At 71.9% G+C, this 18,524-nt stretch carries 21 protein-coding genes and 1 riboswitch; of the genes, 9 read left to right on the forward strand and 12 right to left on the reverse strand.

What is annotated here, in order from left to right; translation table 11 throughout:
- Positions 1 to 20 precede the first annotated feature (20 nt).
- From ABWI04_RS01670 to ABWI04_RS01680, 3 genes are read right to left on the reverse strand one after another with little or no spacing between them, the layout of a single operon-like run.
- A complete protein-coding gene (locus tag ABWI04_RS01670; protein ID WP_353831123.1) occupies positions 21 to 884 on the reverse strand; it encodes an alpha/beta fold hydrolase in 864 nt (287 codons plus the stop codon).
- Between the two features lie 23 nt (positions 885 to 907).
- Positions 908 to 1,045, reverse strand: a complete 138-nt coding sequence (locus tag ABWI04_RS01675; RefSeq protein ID WP_353831124.1) for a hypothetical protein — start codon at positions 1,043 to 1,045, stop codon at positions 908 to 910.
- A gap of 32 nt (positions 1,046 to 1,077) precedes the next feature.
- Positions 1,078 to 2,052 (reverse strand): MFS transporter, encoded by a 975-nt coding sequence (locus ABWI04_RS01680; RefSeq protein ID WP_353831125.1) that lies wholly within the window; start codon positions 2,050 to 2,052, stop codon positions 1,078 to 1,080.
- A gap of 111 nt (positions 2,053 to 2,163) precedes the next feature.
- On the opposite strand from ABWI04_RS01680, the gene ABWI04_RS01685 reads away from it, so the two are divergent.
- From ABWI04_RS01685 to ABWI04_RS01695, 3 genes are all read left to right on the forward strand, one after another.
- Complete coding sequence (locus ABWI04_RS01685) at positions 2,164 to 2,682, forward strand: CGNR zinc finger domain-containing protein (RefSeq protein ID WP_353831126.1); 519 nt, start codon at positions 2,164 to 2,166, stop codon at positions 2,680 to 2,682.
- Between the two features lie 231 nt (positions 2,683 to 2,913).
- Positions 2,914 to 4,212 carry an MFS transporter gene (locus ABWI04_RS01690; RefSeq protein WP_353831127.1) on the forward strand — a complete coding sequence of 433 codons (1,299 nt, stop codon included), beginning with the start codon at positions 2,914 to 2,916 and terminating at the stop codon, positions 4,210 to 4,212.
- A gap of 114 nt (positions 4,213 to 4,326) precedes the next feature.
- Positions 4,327 to 5,295, forward strand: a complete 969-nt coding sequence (locus ABWI04_RS01695; protein WP_353831128.1) for a patatin-like phospholipase family protein — start codon at positions 4,327 to 4,329, stop codon at positions 5,293 to 5,295.
- An 87-nt stretch (positions 5,296 to 5,382) separates the two neighbouring features.
- Here the strand turns inward: ABWI04_RS01695 and ABWI04_RS01700 are convergent, their stop codons facing one another.
- Positions 5,383 to 5,826 (reverse strand): hypothetical protein, encoded by a 444-nt coding sequence (locus ABWI04_RS01700; RefSeq protein ID WP_353831129.1) that lies wholly within the window; start codon positions 5,824 to 5,826, stop codon positions 5,383 to 5,385.
- 159 nt (positions 5,827 to 5,985) lie between these two features.
- Here ABWI04_RS01700 and ABWI04_RS01705 point away from each other — a divergent pair, with 159 nt between their 5' ends.
- Complete coding sequence (locus ABWI04_RS01705) at positions 5,986 to 7,122, forward strand: serine hydrolase domain-containing protein (RefSeq protein WP_353831130.1); 1,137 nt, start codon at positions 5,986 to 5,988, stop codon at positions 7,120 to 7,122.
- 105 nt (positions 7,123 to 7,227) lie between these two features.
- On the opposite strand, the gene ABWI04_RS01710 is transcribed toward ABWI04_RS01705, so the two are convergent.
- The gene (locus tag ABWI04_RS01710) at positions 7,228 to 8,109 is read right to left on the reverse strand and encodes a LysR substrate-binding domain-containing protein (RefSeq protein ID WP_353831131.1); all 882 of its coding nucleotides are present in this window, start codon (positions 8,107 to 8,109) and stop codon (positions 7,228 to 7,230) included.
- A gap of 72 nt (positions 8,110 to 8,181) precedes the next feature.
- Between ABWI04_RS01710 and ABWI04_RS01715 the strand changes: the two genes are divergently transcribed.
- The 3 genes from ABWI04_RS01715 to ABWI04_RS01725 are packed head-to-tail and all read left to right on the forward strand — an operon-like array spanning position 8,182 to position 10,720.
- Positions 8,182 to 9,378 carry a thiolase family protein gene (locus tag ABWI04_RS01715; protein WP_353831132.1) on the forward strand — a complete coding sequence of 399 codons (1,197 nt, stop codon included), beginning with the start codon at positions 8,182 to 8,184 and terminating at the stop codon, positions 9,376 to 9,378.
- Positions 9,375 to 10,070, forward strand: coding sequence for a 3-oxoacid CoA-transferase subunit A (locus tag ABWI04_RS01720; protein ID WP_353831133.1), 696 nt, complete (start codon positions 9,375 to 9,377; stop codon positions 10,068 to 10,070). The genes ABWI04_RS01715 and ABWI04_RS01720 overlap by 4 nt, the downstream gene beginning before the upstream one ends.
- Before the next feature lie 2 nt (positions 10,071 to 10,072).
- Entirely contained in the window at positions 10,073 to 10,720 is a 648-nt protein-coding gene (locus tag ABWI04_RS01725; protein ID WP_353831134.1) for a 3-oxoacid CoA-transferase subunit B, read from the forward strand.
- Between the two features lie 85 nt (positions 10,721 to 10,805).
- On the opposite strand, the gene ABWI04_RS01730 is transcribed toward ABWI04_RS01725, so the two are convergent.
- Together ABWI04_RS01730 and ABWI04_RS01735 are read right to left on the reverse strand one after the other, a co-directional pair.
- The gene (locus tag ABWI04_RS01730; protein ID WP_353831135.1) at positions 10,806 to 11,573 is read right to left on the reverse strand and encodes an NAD(P)-binding domain-containing protein; all 768 of its coding nucleotides are present in this window, start codon (positions 11,571 to 11,573) and stop codon (positions 10,806 to 10,808) included.
- 30 nt (positions 11,574 to 11,603) lie between these two features.
- Positions 11,604 to 12,602 (reverse strand): threonine ammonia-lyase, encoded by a 999-nt coding sequence (locus ABWI04_RS01735; RefSeq protein ID WP_353831136.1) that lies wholly within the window; start codon positions 12,600 to 12,602, stop codon positions 11,604 to 11,606.
- A 100-nt stretch (positions 12,603 to 12,702) separates the two neighbouring features.
- On the opposite strand from ABWI04_RS01735, the gene ABWI04_RS01740 reads away from it, so the two are divergent.
- Entirely contained in the window at positions 12,703 to 13,215 is a 513-nt protein-coding gene (locus ABWI04_RS01740) for an Lrp/AsnC family transcriptional regulator (protein ID WP_345173811.1), read from the forward strand.
- A gap of 47 nt (positions 13,216 to 13,262) precedes the next feature.
- Here ABWI04_RS01740 and ABWI04_RS01745 read toward each other — a convergent pair whose 3' ends face one another.
- Positions 13,263 to 14,336 carry a GNAT family N-acetyltransferase gene (locus ABWI04_RS01745; protein WP_353831137.1) on the reverse strand — a complete coding sequence of 358 codons (1,074 nt, stop codon included), beginning with the start codon at positions 14,334 to 14,336 and terminating at the stop codon, positions 13,263 to 13,265.
- Positions 14,337 to 14,366: 30 nt separating this feature from the next.
- Here ABWI04_RS01745 and ABWI04_RS01750 point away from each other — a divergent pair, with 30 nt between their 5' ends.
- A complete protein-coding gene (locus tag ABWI04_RS01750; protein ID WP_353831138.1) occupies positions 14,367 to 14,855 on the forward strand; it encodes a MarR family winged helix-turn-helix transcriptional regulator in 489 nt (162 codons plus the stop codon).
- On the opposite strand, the gene ABWI04_RS01755 is transcribed toward ABWI04_RS01750, so the two are convergent.
- From ABWI04_RS01755 to ABWI04_RS01770, 4 genes are all read right to left on the reverse strand, one after another.
- Positions 14,852 to 15,586, reverse strand: coding sequence for a haloacid dehalogenase type II (locus ABWI04_RS01755; protein ID WP_353831139.1), 735 nt, complete (start codon positions 15,584 to 15,586; stop codon positions 14,852 to 14,854). The two genes, ABWI04_RS01750 and ABWI04_RS01755, sit on opposite strands and share 4 nt — an antisense overlap.
- A 136-nt stretch (positions 15,587 to 15,722) precedes the next feature.
- Positions 15,723 to 16,442, reverse strand: a complete 720-nt coding sequence (locus ABWI04_RS01760; RefSeq protein ID WP_353831140.1) for an RlpA-like double-psi beta-barrel domain-containing protein — start codon at positions 16,440 to 16,442, stop codon at positions 15,723 to 15,725.
- A 192-nt stretch (positions 16,443 to 16,634) separates the two neighbouring features.
- Complete coding sequence (locus ABWI04_RS01765) at positions 16,635 to 17,312, reverse strand: CHAP domain-containing protein (RefSeq protein WP_345173822.1); 678 nt, start codon at positions 17,310 to 17,312, stop codon at positions 16,635 to 16,637.
- Positions 17,313 to 17,326: 14 nt separating this feature from the next.
- Positions 17,327 to 17,477, reverse strand: a riboswitch (cyclic di-AMP (ydaO/yuaA leader).
- 333 nt (positions 17,478 to 17,810) lie between these two features.
- On the reverse strand, positions 17,811 to 18,437 hold the full coding sequence (locus ABWI04_RS01770; RefSeq protein WP_353831141.1) for a DsbA family oxidoreductase: 627 nt from the start codon (positions 18,435 to 18,437) through the stop codon (positions 17,811 to 17,813).
- Positions 18,438 to 18,524 lie beyond the last annotated feature (87 nt).

The following is an 18,524-nucleotide window of genomic DNA, read 5'->3' on the forward strand; positions in this document are numbered from 1 at the left end:
TCGGATCGTCGGCGCCCGCATCAGCGCAGGGTGCGGCTGAGGAAGTCGCGGATGTGGGCGGCGATCTCGGGCCCGTGGGTCTCCAGCGCGAAATGTCCGGCATCGAGGATGTGGATCTCGGCGTCCGGCAGGTCCCGGGCGAAGGCGCGGGCGCCATCGGGGCCGAAGATCTCATCGTTGCCGCCCCAGGTGACCAGGACCGGCGGGCGGTGGGTGCGGAAGTACTCCTGGAAGGCCGGGTAGCCGTCGAGGTTGAACTGGTAGTCCCAGAACAGCTGGAGTTGGATCTCCTTGTTGCCGGGACGGTCGAGGTAGGCCTGGTCGAGGGTCCAGGTGTCGGGGGACAGCCGGTCCGCCCGGTCGGCGGGCACGCCGTGCGTGTACTGCCACTTGGTGGCGTCGGGCTCCAGCAGTCCACGGACGGCGGGTTCGTTGGGCGAGCGGTCCTTGGCGTGCGCGAACAGGACGTCCCAGAAGGGGGTGAAGCCCTCCATGTAGGCGTTGCCGCTCTGGCTGATGATCGCGGTGACGCGTTCCGGGTTCCGGCTGGCGATGCGCAGGCCGATCGGTGCGCCGTAGTCCTGGATGTAGAGGGCGAAGCGGTCCAGGCCCAGCTTGTCCAGCAGCTCCAGAGTGATCTCGGTGAGCTTCTCGAAGCCGTAGTCGAACTCGTCGACCGCGGGCATCGCCGACTGGCCGAAGCCGATGTGGTCGGGTGCGATCAGGTGGTAGTCGCCGGCGAGGTCGCGGAGAAGGTCGCGGAACATCGCCGAGCTGGTGGGAAAGCCGTGCAGCAGCACCAGCGTGGGGTCGGCCGGGTCGCCTGCCTCCCGGTAGAAGACGTCCAGGCCCTGGATCTTAACGGTGTGGTGCCGGGTGGTCATCGCGTTGTGTCCTTTCGCGGTGTTCATCGGGATCGCGTGGCGGTCGCCACGGGTTCGCGGGCCGCGGGCGCGACCAGCGCCGCGGCGGTGAGGCTGAGCAGGACGCCGAGGGCGAAGGCGGCCCGGTAGCTGCCGGACAGGGCGTGGACGGCGGCGGCCAAGGCCAGCGCGGCACCGGCCGAAAGTTGGTGGATCAGCCATGCCGGGGCCAGCGCCCGGCCGAGCCGGGCCGGTCGAGGCCGCGGGTCAGCAGCGTCATCGTCAGCGGGATCACGGTGAAGGAGGCCGTGCCGAAGAGCACCGCCACCGCGACGAGGACGGCCGGCTCGGTGGCGGTGGCCGCCAGCAACAGCGCCACGGCGCGGACCAGGTGCAGCGTGCGCAGCAGCGGCTCGGGGCCGAACCGGTGCAGCAGCCGGGCGGTGGCCAGTGAGGTGAGCCCCGCGGTGAGAGCGCTGAGGGTGATCAGCCGTCCCGCGTGCGCGGCCGACCAGCCCAGCTCGGTGGCGTACTTGGGCAGCAGCAGGACCAGCATGTACAGCGACGCCGAGTGCAGGGCGAAGGACGTCAGCACGCGGCCCCTGCCTCGCAGAGCGCCGGTGGCCGGTGCGGGAGCGTTCCCCCCGCGGTCATCCCGGGGCAGGATCGTCGCCAGCGCGGCGGTGACCACCAGGCCGGTGAGGCCGAGCGCCAGGTACGTCCCCCGTACACCGACCGGCTCCAGGAGCAGGGTCGCCGCCCAGGGGGCGAGCAGTTGGCCGACGTTGACGCCCACCGAGGCGCGGGCCAGGGCCGGACCGGCCCGGTCACCGTACCGGTGGCCGATCAGCGTGGTGACGGCCAGGCTGGACGAGGCCGCGAAGCCCAGGCCGCCGAGGACCACGTAGGCGGCGACGAACTGCCAGGCCTGCTGGACGGCCGCCAAGGCCACGTAGCCGCTGGAGATCAGAGTCAGTCCGGTCAGCAGCACCAGCCTCGCTCCCACCCGGTCCAGCAGCACGCCCACCAAGGGCTGCGCCAGGCCGGTCAGCGCGATGGCGATCCCGGCCGCGATCGCCGGCGTCGCGGCGGACAGCCCGTAGGAGGCGGACGCCGGCGCGAAGAAGACACCCGCCGAGAAGTTCAAGCCGAACGACACCGCCTGCGCCGTCAGCGCCGCACGTGCCACGCGATCTCGCCGCATCCACTTCCCCTAACCACCTAAGCGCCCTGTAGCGGTTAGGAAGGTGTCATGGGAAATCTAACTTGTCAACCGACTATAGACGGTTAGAATGACGCCATGGCGCGCAGACCTCTGACCGGCGAGCCGTTGCCGCTGGACCTGGTCAACACGCGATGGCCGGCCGACGGAGTGGTGCACGACGAACTGGCCGACCCCATCGGCCTTGCCGAGTGGCTCCAGGAACACGGCTTGGAGGTCGACGACCCCCAGCGCTGCGCAGAACCACTGCGGGCAGCCCGGGCGGCCATCCGCCTGTCTCTGGACGAAGGAGCCGATGACCAGGTCAACACCGTCCTCGCGCACGGCAGGCTGCGGCTTCACCTCGAAGACGGGGTTCCGAGCGAGCGCCTGGAACTGGACTGTGAGGCGTGGCGGCCCGCCTGGCTGGCCGCGAGGGCCTACCTCGACCTGCTCAGGACGGCGCCCCCTGGACGACTGCGGCACTGCGAGGGAACCGGCTGCGTGTTGTGGTTCCTTGACGCCTCACGCAGCGGCCGACGCCGCTGGTGCTCGATGAGCGGCTGCGGCAACCGGGCCAAGGTCAAGGCCCACTACCAGCGGATCCACCGACCCTGACCCCGCGCAGCGGACCGCGCGCGTGGCGCTCGACGCTGCACGCCTGGGTCGATGCGGGTGCCTTGCCATGCTGGAGCGCGTGTCGTTACGGTCGGTCCTAAGACTCCGCTTCACTTCGGAGAAGGACGTCTGCGGCGGTGGGGCTCGCCGTACCCGAACCGCGGTGCCGCTGCGGGGCGCCGCCAACAGTCCCTACCTGGTGTCCTTCGTGCATGCCCGGTGGGAGAGCCCATGGCTGGCGACAGCGCTTCCGAGCACCCCGATTCGGGGACCGGAGCCGAGCCGCCCACTCCTGGATCGGCTCCGGCGCTGTCGCCGTGGCGGTTCGTCGTGGTCTTCGGTGTGGTCAGTCTCCTGGCGGACGTCGTCTACGAGGGGGCTCGATCGATCACCGGTCCGTTCCTGGGGTCGCTCGGCGCCGGCGCCGTCCTGGTGGGGGTGGTGACGGGTGCCGGCGAGGCGGCGGGCCTGGTTCTCCGGCTGGTGAGCGGCCCGGCGGCGGAACGGTCGGGCCGGTACTGGGCCTGGACGATCGCCGGGTACGGCCTGACGGTCGTGGCGGTGCCCGCGCTGGCGCTGCCGGTCGGGCTGGCCGGGGCGTGCGCGCTCGTGGTGGCCGAACGGGTGGGCAAGGCGACGCGCAGCCCGGCCAAGGACACGCTGCTCTCCCATGCCGGCAGCCCGATGGGCCGCGGGACGGCGTTCGCGGTGCACGAAGCGCTGGACCAGGCAGGCGCGTTCGCGGGACCGCTGCTGGTCGCCGCGGCCGTCGCCCTGCACGGGTACGCCCTCGGCTTCGGGATCCTGGCGGTGCCCGGCCTCGCGATCCTGGTCGTTCTCGTCTGGCTCGCCCGCCGCGTCCCCGACCCGCAGGCCTATGAGGAAGGTGTGGGACGCGTGCCCGCCCCGGCTCCGGCGAGGGGCTCCGTGGCGCTGCGGGGCGTCTCGCCACTGGCGGGACTGGGCCAGGTCTTCTGGCGCTACGCGGTGTTCTCGGCGGTCACGATGGCGGGCTTCGCCACGTTCGGGCTCATCGGGTTCCACCTGGTGCAGGCGCATCTGGTGAGTCCGCAGGCGGTGCCGTTGGTGTACGCCGGGGCGATGGCGACCGACGCGGTGGCGGCACTGGCGACGGGCCGGTTGTTCGACCGGTGGGGCCTGCGCGTCCTGGTGGCGTTGCCGGTGCTGGCCGGCGCCGGGACCGCGCTGGCGTTCTCCGGTTCGCTGCTTCCGGTGCTGGCAGGCGCGGTGCTGTGGGGCGCGGCGATGGGAGTACAGGAATCGACGATGCGGGCGGCGGTCGCCGATCTCGTCCCGGCCGCGCGCCGCCCGACCGCCTACGGAGCCTTCGCCGCGGTCTACGGCATCGCCTGGCTCGCCGGCGGAGCAGGGCTCGGCGCCCTCGCCGGGCACGCGCATGCCGCGCTGGTACCGGTCGTGCTGAGCGTGCAGGCGGTGGCGCTGGCCGCACTGTGGTGGGTCGTGTCAGCGGCCGACCCCAGGCCCGGACAACAGGCAGCCCAGCGGTAGGCCGCGTCCTGGCCAGACGGGTGCGTCCTCCCGCATGGGAGCCGATGCGCGGGAACGGCACAATGGGCTTCGTTGGGGACGCCCGAGCACGGGCACCCACACGGAGGAGGAGACGTGGGCGTGGAGACCCGGCACCGGCTTCTGCCGGTCCTTGCCGAGCGGGCCATCGCGGGCAGCCGGCCGGGTGCCCGCGACGACGGGCACCGCGTGGCGCTGGCCATCGAAGGCGGCGGGATGCGCGGCACCGTCTCGGCGGGCATGGCACTGGCGATCCACGAGCTCGGGCTTCTGCCGCTGTTCGACGCGGTCTACGGCTCGTCAGCGGGCGCGATCTCGGCGGCCTGGCTCCTCAGCTCCACCCCCGAGGGAGTGCGCGGCTGGACCGACCCGGTCTTCGCCCGGACCCTGATCCGCAAGCGCAACCTCCTGCGGGGCCGTCCGATCGTGGACGTCGAGCAGCTCGTCGAAGAGGTCTACATCCGCCGGTTCCCGCTCGACTACGCCTCGGTGCTGGCCAGTCCCATCGAGTTCCATCCCCTGGCCACCGACGTCATCACCGGCGGACCGGTGGACCTGCACAGCGCCCTTGTCGACGAGCGCGCGCTACGGCTGGCGCTGCGAGCCAGCGCGGCACTGCCCCTGCTCTCCGGACGGCCGGTCTCCGTCGGCCCCGGGCTCTACTACGACGCCGGCGTCGCCGAGGCGATCCCCTTCCGCCAGGCACTGCGAAACGGGGCGACCCACGTGCTGGTGCTCCGCTCGCGCAGACTGAGCGACCGGGCACCGGAACGCCCGGCCCCCTCGTTCAGCTCCCGGCTGGTCGCCGACGTCGGGCTGCGCCGCTACACGGCCGAGCTGAAGGCCACCTTCCTCACCCGGGACGCCCGACTCGCCGAGGCCGACCTGCTGCTCGCCGAGCACGACGCCGACCAGGACCATGCCGGGCCCGCCGTGCTGTCGATCCGCCCTCCGGAAGACTCACCTCGCATCAGCCGCCTGGAGTCCGACGGCGCCTTGCTGCATGCGGCCTTCGAAGCGGGCCGTGCCGCCGCGACCACACGTCTCGCCGACGCCGTCCACTGACTACCCCTGCGGCGGAGAGCAAGGCCCGGGCCGAGAGTCCAGCCGACTCAGAGCCCGCCCAGTTCCATGCTCAACGCCCCGCCAGGATCACCGGCCCACGGTGACCTGGACGGCCTCGACCTCTTCGCTGGCCTTCATGGAGAGCGTGGTGCCGCCGGCGAGCGCCAGGCTCAGCATCACAGCGGCCCAGCCGATCGCGGGTCGCCACCGCGGCCTTCGGACCGCCCTCGGCTCGGGCACACTGACCCGTTCGCCGACCGCGATGCGCTTCCTTACGGCCACCCAGGACGCCACCTCTTCATCGTCGAGCCCGCACGCCAGGACGAAGGCGACCAGCAGCTCCTCGCGGGGCAGGGTCTTGCGGCCGAGCGCGGTGGACGCGGTCGAGTAGGGCAGCACGCGCCCGGCCTCGGCGGCCCGACGCTCCAGTTGCCGGTAGCTGAGGCCCGACCAGGCCTTGAGCCGGCGCATCGCAGCGACGAACTCGGCCTCGTCGGTGGCCACGTCCGGTGACGGTGGCGGTGCGCTCACGATCTCACCCCGATGCTCGTTGATCGCCCCACTATGCCCCAGCCTGACCAGGCCGCACAGCGTCTCGCACAAGCTCGCACGGCACGACCTCTTGATCACCGCGGCCCGCCGCGGCCAGCCTCTGGCGCATCCCCCGCACCACACCGCCCTGGAGGACGCATGCAACGGATCAATACGCTCCCCTTCGCCCTGGCGCTCACGACCACGCTGGCCGTGGCGGGCTGCGGCGGCGACGCCATGGGCGCGCCGAGGGCCGCCCGGAGCGCGGCCGAACCCGTCGACCGTTCGATCGCCCGTTACCTCGACCGCACGCTGCCCGAAGGACCGGGCGGCACGGTGGTCGCCGCCCGCGGCGCGGAGCTCGCGCACTGCAAGGGCTTCGGCCTGGCGGACCGCGCGGCTGGGACCCCGGCCACCTGCGACACCGTGTACGACGTCATGTCGATCACCAAGCAGTTCACCGCGGCCGCGATCATGAAGCTGGAGACGATGGGGAAGCTCCGGACGACCGACCGGATCAGCACGATCCTCGGCCCGGTGCCAGCGGACAAGCGCGGCATCACCCTGCACCACCTGCTGTCGCACACGGCCGGGCTGGCCGAGGGGCTTGGTGACGACTACGAACGCGTCTCCCGCGACGAGATGCTGAGCAAGGCACTGAAGTCCACGCTGGTCTCCCGCCCCGGCGCGGAATTCCACTACTCGAACACGGGCTTCAGCGTGCTCGCCGCCATCGTCGAGAAGGTGTCAGGCACCAGCTACGAGCGGTTCTTGGCAACGCACCTGTTCGCGCCGGCGGGGATGACCCACACGGGCTATGTGCTGCCGAAATTCTCCCGCGCAGAGGTGGCCGTCGAGTACGACGAGAACGGGGTGAGCCAGGGCCGTCCGTCCGACCACCCCTGGGCCTCCGACGGACCGTACTGGTATCTGCGCGGCAACGGCGGCATGTTGTCCACCGGCCGCGACATGTTCAAGTGGCACCGCGCGCTGCTCGGCGACACGATCCTCAGCGCCGCCGCCAAGGCCAAGATGTTCGAGCCCCACGCACGGATCCCCGGCACCGAGGCCGCCTACGGATACGGCTGGGGCGTCCTGCACACCAAGGACGGCCGGGTCGCCTGGCACAACGGCGGCAACGACTGGTCCTTCGCCAGCTACAGCCGGATCCTGCGCGACGGCACCATGATCTATTGGGTCACCAACCAGGCATCCCAAGCAGACAAGTGGAACCTTGAGGAACACGAACTCGAGATGAACCAGGCCTTGGCCGACCACGCCCGCGACACCGACTAGAGGCCGGCCTGCGGCCGCGACCACGAGCGGCCGGCGCCCGGAAGTCGTCCAGAACGTGCGCCACCGGCTCCGAAGCGGCCGCAGGCGGCGGTCGCCCGGGGTCGGTCAGACGATGCGGCGGATGACGGAGACGGCTCGGGACAGGTGGGGTTCCGTGCGGTCGGTCCGGTGCGCGAGCGCGAGGTCGACGTGCACGGCGGGCCGTGCCAGCGGGCGGAAGACGACGCCGTCGAGGGCCAGGGCCGTCACCGGCTCGGGCACGACCGCCACGCCGAGACCGCCCGCGACGAGCGTGATCAGAGTGGAGGTCTCGCCGACCTCGTGGCGGATCCGGGGCTCGACGCCCGCGTCGCGGAAGAGGCCGAGCACCACGTCGTACATCACCGAACGGCGGTCCGCGGAGTGCACGATCAGGTCGGCGCCCGCCATGTCGGCGACCCCCGTCTCCCGAAGGGCCGCCAGGGGGTGATCGGCGGGGACGGCGACGACCAGCCGGTCCCGGCGCAGCGGCAGGACCGTGAGCGAGAGATCGGCGATCGGCGGCCGCAGCAGCGCCAGGTCGATCGCGCCGGTCCGCAGTGCCGCGACCTGGTCGGGGACCAGCATCTCGCCGCGGAAGGAGAAGTCGACGCCGGGCAACTCCAGGGAGAGCCCGCGGGAGAGCGCGGGCAGCAGGCTGTAGGTGGCCGACCCGACGCAGCCGATCGCGAGATGGCCGACCGCGCCGGCCGCGACCCGGCGGGCCTCGTGCGCGGCCTCGGCCACCTCACCGAGGATCTTCCGGGCCCGCGCCAGGTAGCCGCGGCCCGCGTCGGTGAGCTCGACCCGGCGGGTGGTCCGGTGCAGCAGCTCCACGCCGAGGTCGCCCTCCAGCCGGCGGATCGCCTGCGACAGCGGCGGCTGCGCCATGTTGAGCCGCTCGGCGGCGCGTCCGAAGTGGAGTTCTTCGGCGACGGCGACGAAGTACCGGAGGTGACGGAGATCCATACCGCTCACGTCTCAATAAGCGCGAATATTGATACTTCACTATATCAAGGGAGGCCGCTTAGCCTCGACGCCATGAGCTCCTATCTGTACTCCGCCGTCCGGACACCGTTCGGACGGTTCAACGGCGCCCTGGCGGGCGTCCGGCCGGACGACCTCGCTGCAGACGTGATCAGCGCGCTGCTGGCCAGGGCGCCCCGGCTGGACGCGGCCGCGGTCGGGGAGGTCGTCTGGGGTAACGCGAACGGTGCGGGCGAGGAGAACCGCAACGTCGGCAGGATGGCGGCGCTGCTCGCCGGGCTGCCGACGAGCGTGCCGGGCACCACCGTCAACCGGCTGTGCGGCTCCAGCCTCGACGCCGCGATGAGCGCCTCCCGAACGATCGAGGTGGGGGACGCCGACGTGGTGGTGGCCGGCGGAGTCGAGTCGATGACCCGGGCGCCGTGGGTGCTGCCGAAGCCGGCCCGAGGGTTCCCGCCCGGAGACCTCGCCGCCGTGTCGACCACGCTCGGCTGGCGGCTGGTGAACCCGCGCATGCCGAGGGAGTGGACCGTCTCGCTCGGCGAGGCCAACGAATCGCTCCGGGAGAAGCACGCCGTCAGCCGGGAGCGCCAGGACGCGTTCGCGCTGCGCTCCCACCGGCTCGCGGCGGCCGCCTGGAACGAGGGCTTCTACGACGACCTCGTCGTGCCCGCGGGGGAACTGGAGCGCGACGAGGGCGTCCGCGCCGACACCTCTCTGGAGAAACTGGCCGGGCTCAGGCCGAGCTTCCGCGCGGACGGCACCATCACCGCCGGCAACGCCTCGCCGCTGAGCGACGGCGCCGCCGCCCTGCTGCTCGGCTCGGCCGCCGCCGCCGACCTGATCGGCCTCGACCCCCTCTGCCGCATCGCCGGGCGCGGCGCGTTCGCGCTCGACCCGCAGGACTTCGGCTACGCCCCGGTCGAGGCCGCCGACCGCGCCCTGGCCCGGGCCGGGATCGGCTGGGACCGGGTCGGCGCGGTCGAGCTCAACGAGGCCTTCGCCGTGCAGTCCCTCGTCTGCGTCGAGGCCTGGGGCGTCGATCCGGAGATCGTCAACACCCGGGGCGGCGCGATAGCGATCGGCCACCCGCTCGGCGCCAGCGGCGCCCGCGTCCTCGGCACGCTCGCGAAGGTGCTCCGCGAACGCCGCGAGCGCTGGGGCGTCGCCGCGATCTGCATCGGCGTCGGGCAGGGGCTCGCCGTCGTCCTGGAGAACACGGACCTGCGCGGCGCGGGGGCCGGGGCATGAGCCGGACGGAGATCCTCGAAAGCGTCGACGAGGCCGTCCGCGGGATCGAGGACGGCAGCACCGTCCTGGTCGGCGGCTTCGGCTTCGCGGGAATGCCCTTCGACCTTGTCGACGGCCTGATCCGGCAGGGCGCGGGGGACCTCACCATCGTGTCCAACAACGCCGGCAACGGCGACGTCGGGCTCGCCGCCCTGCTCAAGGCCGGGCGGGTGCGCAAGGTGATCTGCTCCTTCCCCCGGCAGAGCGACTCCCACGTCTTCGACGGGCTGTACCGGGCCGGGAAGATCGAGCTGGAGGTCGTGCCGCAGGGCAACCTCGCCGAACGGATGCGCGCGGCCGGGGCGGGCATCGGCGCCTTCTACTGCCCGACCGGCGTCGGCACCCCCCTCGCCGAGGGCAAGGAGACCCGGACCATCGACGGGCGCGTCCACGTCCTGGAGTACCCGATCAAGGGCGACGTGGCGCTGATCAGCGCCCACCGCGCCGACACGATGGGCAACCTCGTCTACCGGAAGACGGCCCGGAACTTCGGCCCCGTCATGGCGACGGCCGCGACCACCACGATCGCGCAGGTGTCCGGCGTCGTCCCCGCCGGCGACATCGACCCGGAGACGGTGGTCACGCCCGGCATCTACGTCGACCGCGTCGTGCCGGTCGAGCAACGGCGCTACACCGTCCAAGGAGCACGCTGACCATGCCTTCCACCACCGGGCCCCTCTCCCCGGACGAGCTCGCCGAGGTCGTCGCCCGCGACATCCCGGCCGGCTCCTACGTCAACCTCGGCATCGGCCGGCCGACCAGGGTCGCCGACCATCTCCCCGACGGCGCGGGCATCGTGCTCCACACCGAGAACGGCATGCTCAACATGGGCCCCGCCGCCGTCGGCGAGGAGATCGACCCCGATCTCACGAACGCCGGCAAGGTCCCGGTGACCGAACTGCCCGGAGCTTCCTACTTCCACCATGCCGACTCCTTCGCCATGATGCGCGGCGGCCACCTGGACGTGTGCGTGCTCGGCGCCTTCCAGGTCTCGGCCACCGGGGACCTCGCCAACTGGCACACCGGGGCCGCCGACGCCGTTCCGGCCGTCGGCGGCGCGATGGATCTGGCCATCGGCGCCAAGCAGGTCTTCGTGATGATGACCCTCTTCGACAAGCAGGGCCGCTCCAAGCTGGTGCCCGCCTGCACCTACCCGCTGACCGGCACCGGCTGCGTCAGCAGGGTCTACACCGACGTCGCCGTCATCGACGTCGGCCCGGACGGGGCGGCGGTCCGCGAGACCTTCGGTGTCACGGTCGACGAACTGCGCGACCGGCTCCCCGTCCCCCTCGCGACCCTCTGACGCCGCCGGTCGCCGTGGGCGTGCCCGCCTTCGCCGAGGCGGGGGGCGCCGGCGTGAACATCGGCGGCTCCTCGAAGCGGTTCCGTCATCCCGCGAGGTCGGCGACGAGGTCGTCCAGCGCCCGGGTGAGGGCTTCGGAGTTGGCCGGGGTGAACCAGGTGGTGCGAATGCGCTCGTTGTTCCCCTTCGGGGTCTCGTGATCGGCTGCGAGCTGCCGCAGGGTCCGGGTCTCGTCGCCCAGGGCCCGGCCGACCTCCTGGAAGAGGCTGCGGACGTAGCCGTCCGCGTCGTCGGGGGCGATGCCGTGGCCAACGGCCCACGAGGTGAGCGCGGCGAGGTAGAAGTAGTGGGTGGTGAGCGTTCCCGTCAGTGCGGAGAAGACGTCGAAGGCCGTCTCGTCCGCGACCGGGAGCGCCCCGCCCAGGTGCTCGAAGAGAGAGTCCGCCACCGGGTGGGACGGGCACGTCACCGTGACGGAGCGGCGTTCGCGTATCGCGGGCAGCGGGATGGCCCGAACGAGTTGGGCGTCCGTGGTCAGCGTCCTTCGCAGGTCGTCGTTGCCGACGCCGGCCATCACGTTGATCACGATCTTGTCGTCGGGCACCGTCAGGCCGGCGAGCGCTTCGTGGCGGTCCTGACGGCGTACGGCGATGACCACGATCTCGGAGCGGTCCACGACCGCCTGGTTGTCGGGACACACCCGGACGCTTTCGTAGCGCTCGGACAGGTACGCCGCCGTGCGGGCTCCGCGAGGGGAGAGGAACACCTGGGGCGCGTCGTCGTCCCGGCAGTACAGGCCGTCCACGATGGCTCGGCCGATCTCCCCTACCCCGATGATGCCGATGCGCTTCACTGCGCTTTCCTCCATGGTGTGTGGGGTCGTTCAGAAGCTCGCGCGTTCAGGGGGCGCCTGCACAGCGCACGTGAGCCGGGCCGCCAGCTCCCGGACCTGCTCGGGACGGGGGTTGGCGCCGGTCAGCACCGTCGCCAGGCGGTCGCCGGGGACCGCGCCCCCGGCGATCGCCGCCAGGCCCGCCGCACCCGCCGGCTCCAGGACGATGCCGAGCGTGCGCGCCGCCAGCTCCATGGCGTCGGCGATGGCCTCGTCCGTCACCAGGATCATCTCGTCCACCAGGACGCGGGCCCGCCGCACCGAAGCCTCCGTCGGGCGACGCACCGCGATGCCGTCGGCGAAGGTGCGAGCACGTCCGGCGCGGACCGCGCGGCCGGCACGCAGGCTTTCCGCCATCGAGGGAGCGCCTTCGGCGTTGACCCCCACGATCCGGGTCCCGGGAGCGTGCTCCTTCATCCAGCGCGCCACGCCGTTGATCAGCGCGCCGTCGCCGACCGGGAGCACGACGGCGTCGAAGCACGCCCCGGCCGGCGCGCCGCGGGTCAGCTCGGCGCCGATCGTCCCGGCGCCTTCGGCGATCGCCGCCTGGACGCCGTCCCGCAGGTGGACGCGGTCAGGATGGCGCCCGGCGTGGGCGGCCGCGGCCTCCCGCGCCGACGAGCCGTCCGGTCCCGCCGCGACGACGCGGGCGCCGAACGTCTCCATCCGCTCGCGCTTGCCGGGATTGACGGTCTCGGGCACGAACACCTCGACCGGCATCCCGCGTGCTCGCCCGGCGTAGGCGACGGCCTGCCCGAAGTTGCCCGAGCTGGCGCACACCACCGGCGTGCCGGGGGCGAGCGTGCTGAGCATCAGGTCGGCGCCCCGGCCCTTGAAGCTGCGCACCGGGTTGGCCGTCTCCAGTTTCACCGTCACCGCGCGGCCGCCCAGCGCCCGGCACAGCTGTTCGTCGAGGTACTGCGGGGTGTTGAGGAACACCGGATCGATCACCCGTAGGGCCTGCTCGATCCGCGCCACGCCCAGGTCCATGCGCGCCACCTTCCGCCGAGGCTTTCCGACCCGGCCGACGCTAACCGAGCTCCCGATCGACGCGATTGAGAATTCTTGCACCAAGGCGCAATAATCTTGCGTGCCCGAATCGCCGCCGCCCCGCCTGGACGAGATCGACGCCCTGCTGCTGGACCTCCTTCAGCACGACGCCGGGCGCACCCTGCACGACCTCGGGGAACAGGTCGGGCTGTCCCCGAGCGCCGTCCAGCGGCGGATCGCCCGCTACCGCCGGCACGGTCTCATCGCCCGGCAGGTCGCCGTCCTCGATCCGCACCGCTTCGGTCCCACCGTCCTGGCCACGGTCCTGGTGACCCTCGTCCGGGAATCGTTCGAGCACCACCGGGCCTTCGCCGAACGGATGCGCTCGGAGCCTCAGGTCCAGCAGTGCTACCGCGTCGCGGGGCCGTGGGACTACGTAATCGTCCTGGCCGCGCGGAGCATGCGCGACTGCGGTCGGCTCGGAGACCGCCTGTTGAAGGCGGACGACAACGTCCAGCGCTACGAGACCCTGGTCGTCTTCGACACCATCAAGTCCGGCCTGGCTCTCCCACTTCCCGCTCGACCGCAGGACGGGCGGCCACCCGATGAGTGAACGCCGCCGCATCCCGTCGCGCCGCACTCCCCCTGCGCACGGGCCGATCAACCAGTGCTGAGGCGCATCTTGGTCAGGCGGATGGTTCCGTCGTCGCCGGGGACGGGGGCCGGCCGGTATCCCTCGCTCCGGTAGAGCGCGATGTTGTTCCGGCTGCCCGCTCCCGTGGACAGCACGATGCTGCGGCAGGCCTGGTCGGCGGCGGCCTCCGCCTCATGGAGCAGCCAGCGCCCCAGGCCGCGCCCCCGCAGGTCGGGGACGACGCCGAGCCGTCCCACGTGCCACTCGGCGTCCTCGCGGCGGGTCCGCACCATGCCGAGAAGGCGGCCGTCCCGCCACAGCCCGATCGCGTCCCAGGACGCGAGCCAGTCACGAACCTGCTCCACGGACTCGTGCAGCGCCGGGACGGTCACGGGGTCGTTGGCGAGGGCCTCGTCCACCCAGCAGCACCGCTGCAGGACGGTCACCTCGGGGGCATCGTCCGGCGTCAGCCGCCGCAGGTAGGAGCCCGGTTCGGGGCCGGCCGCCGATGCGGGCCGTGCTCGCTCTCGCATCGGCCGGAGCGCGTGCGCGACCCGGACCAGCTCCTCCAGGACGTCGATCGCGGCCTTGCCGGCAGCGGCGGCGGGCCGCACCTCCCCGTCGTGCACGGCGTCGGCGATGCGAAGGGCGACCGTGGACCCCAGCGGTACCAGGCGCAGCGTGGTCACCACCTGCTTGGCGTGCTGCACGGCCCTCGTGCCCGCCGAGGTGTTGCCGTAGCTGACGAAACCGACCGGCTTCCACGCCCACTCGCGGGAGAGGTAGTCCAGCGCGTTCTTCAGGGACGCCGGCATCCCGTAGTTGTACTCCGGCGTCACGACGATGAGGCCGTCCACGCCGTCCACGATCGCGCTCCACCTGCGTGTGTGCTCGTTGCGGTACACGCCCGCCGACGGATGTTCCTCCTCGTCGAGGAACGGGAGGTCGAGGTCGGCGAGGGCCAGCGGCACCAGTTCGGCGCCGAGCTCGGCGGCGCGGGGCGTGATCGTCTCGGTCAGCCATGCCCCCACCGCGGGGCCGAGGGCGCCGGGGCGGGTGCTGCACACCAGCACGAGGACGCGCACCTGTTTCGTTGACATGTAAATGAACCTAGGCGATAGGTTGTTTACATGTCAAAGAACCCGCCGGACGAGCCCGTGCGCTGGCTGACCCCGGACGAGGAACGGGCGTGGCGGGCCTTCCGCCGCATGGTGATCGCCGTCCAGACCGGCACCGCCCGCGACCTCTCCCAAGTCGGCCTCTCCGAGCCCGACTACGAGGTGCTCAGCACGCTGTCGGAACGGCCGGACCACGCCGGCACCCTGCACGAGCAGGCCGCGAAGATGGGCTGGTCGCGCAGCCGGCTCTCCCGGCACGCCACCCGCATGGAGGCCCGCGGCCTCATCCGCCGCGCACCCGACCCGGCCGACGGAAGGGGCTGCCTCCTGGTCCTCACCGAACACGGCCTGGACACCTTGACGGACGCCGCCCCCGCCCACCTGGAGTCAGTGCGCCACCACTTCATCGACCGCCTTGGACCGGAAGACCTCACCGCCCTGGAACACATCGCCGGAAAGGTGGAAGCCCCGGACAGGGCGAACGGCCGCCCCGTCCGCTAGGTCCGCGGACCGGCCTCCAGGAGATCGGCGAGCTCACCGAACCCGCGCACGACGAGGTCGCATTCCACGTCGTCCGCCCGGTCGGCCGTGAGAGAGGGCCCCTTCTCCAGCGGACGCTCCAGGAACGCGGTGGCGAGCCCGGCTCCCCTGGCGCCGTCGATGTCCCACTTGTGCGCGGCGACCATCAGCACCTCCGCCGGTTCCACGTCCAGCAGCCGCACTGCTGTCAGGTACGCCTCCGGCTCGGGCTTGTACGTGCGGGCGAGCTCCGCCGACAGGATGCAGTCGAACGGCAGCCCCGCCCCCTTGACCAGGTGCGTCAGCAGGGCGAACCCGCCGTTGGACAGCGCCGCCACCACGCGGCTCTCCCTCAGGCGTGCCAGGCCGTCCACCGAGTCGTCCCACGCGGGCAGGCGATGCCAGGCCCGGACGAGCCGCCGCCGTGCGGTCTCGTCGAAGGCGTCAGCAACGCCGTGCAGCTCCAGCAGCTCGTCCAGCGACTCCCGGTGCAGCGTGTCGAGGTACACCCACTCCCGCTCTCCGCTGCTGACCCGCTGCATGGACGGGAGGTACCGCTCGCGCCATTGGTCGGCGAAGGCCTCGCTCTCCAACGCGACACCGCACTCCGCAGCGATCGCCGCCACCTGGCCGGCGACCCCTGTCCGCCAGTCGACGGTCGTCCCGAAGATGTCGCAGGTCACTACCTGGATCGCTCTGACGTCTAATCCCACTGGCACTCCCTCGCCCAGGAGCGCCCGGATGGCGCCCCACCCCAGTCCTACCCCGGACGTGACAGACCCCGCCCTCGTCCGAAGACGGGAGCGGGGTCCGTGGTGAGGCCAGGAGGGGTCACCCGGTCGGGCCTGATCAGCCGAGGGGCTTCGGGGCGCCCTTCTTGCCGGCGCCGTGGCCCCAGGACAGGATCTCGTACTTGACGCCCTTCAGGTGGCCCGCCGAGGTGCCCGTGTCGTACTTGCTCCGCGGCTTCTTGCCGTCCACCAGGTGGCGGAAGGTGTAGGTGTCGAGGTCGAGCATGACGCCGCGGTGCGACGGCTCGCCCGGCCCGCGGTCCCCGACGAAGCCGGTGACGCTGCGCCCCTTGTAGGTGACCTTCACCTTGGTGTGCATGGGCCAGCTCGGGCTGGCGAACAGGCCCTTCTGCATCGGCTTGCCGCCCGCCGGGGCGCCCGTGTCGCCGTTCACGCCCGAGCCGTCGTCCCAGAAGTAGGACGCCTTGGTGCTGCCCGACAGGACGGCGTGGCGCTTCGGCGCGACCTTGGCGGTGCCGTGGTGGGTGGCCTTCGCGGCGGGCTGCCCCACCTGCTGGCCGGTCACCTTTCCGGTCACCTGCTTTCCGGTGACCGGCTGTCCGGTCACCTTGTGCCCGCTCACCTGTTGTCCGGTGACCAGCTGTCCGGTCATCTTGTCGCCGGTGACCTGCTGCCCGGCCACCTGCTGTCCGATGACCTTGTGCGACATCGGCTCGTCGGCCTGGGCCCCGTGGGAGGTCCCGGCCGCCACGCCCGCGGCCAGCAGGCCCGCGAGAGCGGTACCGATCAGGGCGGTGTCGATGGCTCGCTTCTGCATGTTCATCCTTTGCTCGGTGGTCCGGGGCGCCGGGTCACGGCTTCGGCTAGTCGGGGGCTCGCCGTTCGGGCGTGACGGATCCGGCGCACGGCACGTGGGCGTGCTCGCGACGTGGGTGTGATCGCGGAGGGATGGAGAAGGGGGAGGCACCACTGGACGGTGCGGGGCAACGGGCCGCTCAGCGGCCCTGGCTCACCGGTACTGGGGGTAGCCGTAGCCGGCGACGGTGGACGTGTCGCGGACCTTCTTCTTCACCGCGTCACCGGTGTTGCCCTCGATGGTGTTGATGGTGCCGTCGTGGTTGTCCTTGACGACGATGCCGACGTGCTCGACGCCCTTGATGCCGCCGCCGTTCCAGGCGAAGAAGACCACGGCGCCGGGCTTCGGGGTCTGGCCGAAGCGGCCGGTCTTCTTGAACCACTTGGCGTGGCTGACGGTGTAGGCGTCGGCGCCCATGCCCTTGGTGCCGGTGTGCTGGCCCAGCCAGGACACGAACATGTCGCACCAGGACTGGCCCTTGTAGACCGAGGCGCTCTTGGAACCGATGCGGTGGGCGTTCTGCTCGCCCAGCGGCGAGCCGACGTACCAGTCGTTGAACTTGCTGTTGCCCGAGGCGTCCTCGTGGGTGCCGATCTGCGTGCGGGCGAGCTTGATGACGTCCTGCGCGGAGGCGCCGGCGGTGGCGGTCTTCGCGCCGTTGGCGCCGGCCTGGGGCGCGGCGGCGACGTGCGCGGTGTTCGCGGGCTTGGTGTCCGCATGGGCGGACGGGGCCAGGGAGGCGAAGCCGAAAGCGCTCGCCAGGGAGAGGACGGCTCCGGCGGCGAAGCGGGTGCCCATGCGCTTGGTCAGGTCGAAAGTACGAGCGGTCATGCGAAGGTTCTCCTGAGGTCTTCCAGTCCGCCTACCGGGTTAGCTGTCGGGTTCGGGCATGGAAGTGGCCCTACCGCGACCCCGCGCAAGGCGGGAGTGCGGATTCACCCCGGTGTTTCGGTGGGTCCCCGGCTCCGCTCGGCCAGTGATCGGCGCTCTGCGGACTCGGCGGCGGACGTGCCTTGATCGGCCGTCCTGATGATCAGGGACTCGATGCGCCCGTCACGATCTGGTCGGGCGCTCCGGACGGGCTTTCCCGTCGGTCACACACCCACAACAGGTTCAAGCGGCCCCATATTTCGTCAAGCCCACCCCAAAGACGCTGCTGACCTGTAAAGACTCCCCAAAGCGCCCTCAACGCAAGGGCTGCGGTCCAGTCAAGTCGGCCCAAGATTTCTGGTCGCCACCTCGCCCCAACGGGAGACGATCACCCCCGAGCGCGCCCCCACCCGCGGGCTGGTCATCAAGGTGCCCAAGTTCACGACCGACCAGGACGCGTCATAGTCGCACCGGAGCCGGGCGCGAATGCGTGGTCCTGCTGGAGCGCCGGCGCGGTGAGTCGGCCCTCATCAACTCACCCCTCAGCGCGGCGAGTGACACGGCTCCGACCAGGACCGTCCCGTCGGGAAACCGGAAGACCGGCACTCGCGGGCCGGACACGCGAGCGGACCGAGCCGGTTCCTCGTGGGGCCGCTCGCCGTCCCACCTGACGCCGGTCGCGGACGCCAAGCCCCGCAGCACGTTGACGTCGCCGATGTCCAGACCGTCACTGAAGTAGGCGCGGTAAAGACGGGCGGTCATGTCCTCGGCGGTGCCGTGCGCGGCCGCCAGCGCGATGAGCCGGTGGGCGTCGGCGGTGCGGGCGGGCACGATCCGGTCGAGGTTCACCACCAGGCCGTCGACCGCCGCCGCCCGTGCGATCTGCTCGACCCGCGCGGTGGGCGCGAGAGGGAAAAGGCCGCGGCTCGGCGGCGGTTCCGCCGCGGAACCCGCGGTCTGGTACGGCCTGAAGACGACCTCCAGTTCGCCGCCACCCGCACGGTGCTCCTCGGCGGCCCGCTGGAAGCGGGCGTAGCCGAGCGCCGACCAGACGCAGGCGATGTCGTGGGTGAACTCAACTTTCATGGGTTCGTCCTTCGATGGCGGCACGGATCGTTCCGTGCCGCCTCAGCATGCCCGCCGCCGCTCGCCGCGTCAATACGGAACGTTCCG

It is taken from the genome of Actinomadura sp. NPDC000929 (assembly GCF_040492065.1).
In the GTDB taxonomy this organism is placed as follows: domain Bacteria; phylum Actinomycetota; class Actinomycetes; order Streptosporangiales; family Streptosporangiaceae; genus Spirillospora; species Spirillospora verrucosospora.